Source organism: Oceanobacillus sp. CFH 90083, from assembly GCF_009389585.1.
Taxonomy (GTDB): Bacteria; Bacillota; Bacilli; order Bacillales; family Amphibacillaceae; genus Oceanobacillus.
On sequence record NZ_VIYG01000039.1, the window covers coordinates 1 to 1,427 of the forward strand.

General features: G+C 37.0%; 1 protein-coding gene. It reads left to right on the forward strand.

What is annotated here, in order from left to right:
• Positions 1-240: 240 nt before the first annotated feature.
• Positions 241-1,427, forward strand: a 1,187-nt coding sequence (locus tag FLK20_RS21375; protein WP_194165719.1) for an IS110 family RNA-guided transposase, incomplete at its 3' end; no start/stop codon positions are given.

The following is a 1,427-nucleotide window of genomic DNA, read 5'->3' on the forward strand; positions in this document are numbered from 1 at the left end:
AAACATACTAACATTAGTAGTGCAGACCAAGGCCATGGTTTGTGCTACTATTTTTTATAGTAGAAGTGAAGGAAAGTCGAACAGCTCCTTGGATCTTAGAATCCGTATATAAAACCGACTAACTTCACACCCTTATTTGAATCAGTTTAGTATGTTGGGTCCTAGAGATCGTGTATAAGAAAATGGAATCGATAAGGCACTGTGAAGACTTCTATAATTGGCTAACAGGGAGTAGAAAATGTGAAACATGTTGTAGCTTTTGATGTGAGTATGGGGAAAAGTATGATGACGGTATATAATCGTTATAAATGTTGCGAGTATGAAGGTGAGATTGAACATAAACGCTCTAGCTTTCAATTGCTTTATGAGCGATTACATCAATTAACGCTTCTTGATGGGGAAGAACCTGAAATTATATTTGAAGCGACAGGCATTTATTCAAAAGGTTTGGAAAAGTTTTTATGCGATCATGGGTATCGGTATACGCGAATGAATCCATTAGAGGCGAACCTTCAAATGACTTCCATGCGCCGTCATAAAACAGATAAAAGTGATGCACATGAACTGGCGAAAACTCATTTTAAAATGGAAAGGAATTATACATACCAACAGGATGAATATTACGAGCAGATGCGTGCATCAACGAGATATTATGATGAGGTAGATACAGAAATCACTCATTTATGGAGCCGGATACATGCTGTTCTGCAGCTAAGCTTTCCAGAGTTGGAGAAGGTTATTACACCACGTTCTGCATTGTTTCTAAACATTGTACAGCTTTATCCTCACCCTGAGAATCTGCTGGCACATTCCAAAACGGTGATACGTAACCGGCTAAAAGATAATACACGAAAAAATCTTTCATTAAAACGTGCAGAAGAAAAAGCAATTGTTTTATTAGAAGCCGCAAAAGAATCCTATCCAGCAATTTCCACAAAGGATATCAGGTGTGAACAAGTAAAGGACTATGCAAAGCGCATTGCAGATTTAAAAGAGAAAAAGGAAAGTCTTGTTAAACAAATGGTTGCCATTTCAGAAGATCGCCCTGAATTTCAAGTGCTTATGTCCTTCCCTGGGATTGGAGATGTGACAGCAGTACGTATTATTGGGGAGATAGGAGATATTCGTCGTTTTAAAAACCATAAACAATTAAATGCATATGCAGGAATTGATATTATGCGTTATCAATCAGGCAATACGCATTATCAGGATCGCATTAACAAGCGAGGAAATAAAAAGCTACGGAAAATCCTATTTTTTATGATCAAAACAATGATTACACTACGTAAAAAGACAAATAATCACCTAGTCGAATATTATGACAAATTAAAAACGCAACCTCAGAGAAAGCCTCATAAGGTTGCCATTATCGCGTGTATGAATAAGTTTCTGAAATTAGTCTTTCACCTTATCCAACACAATGTACC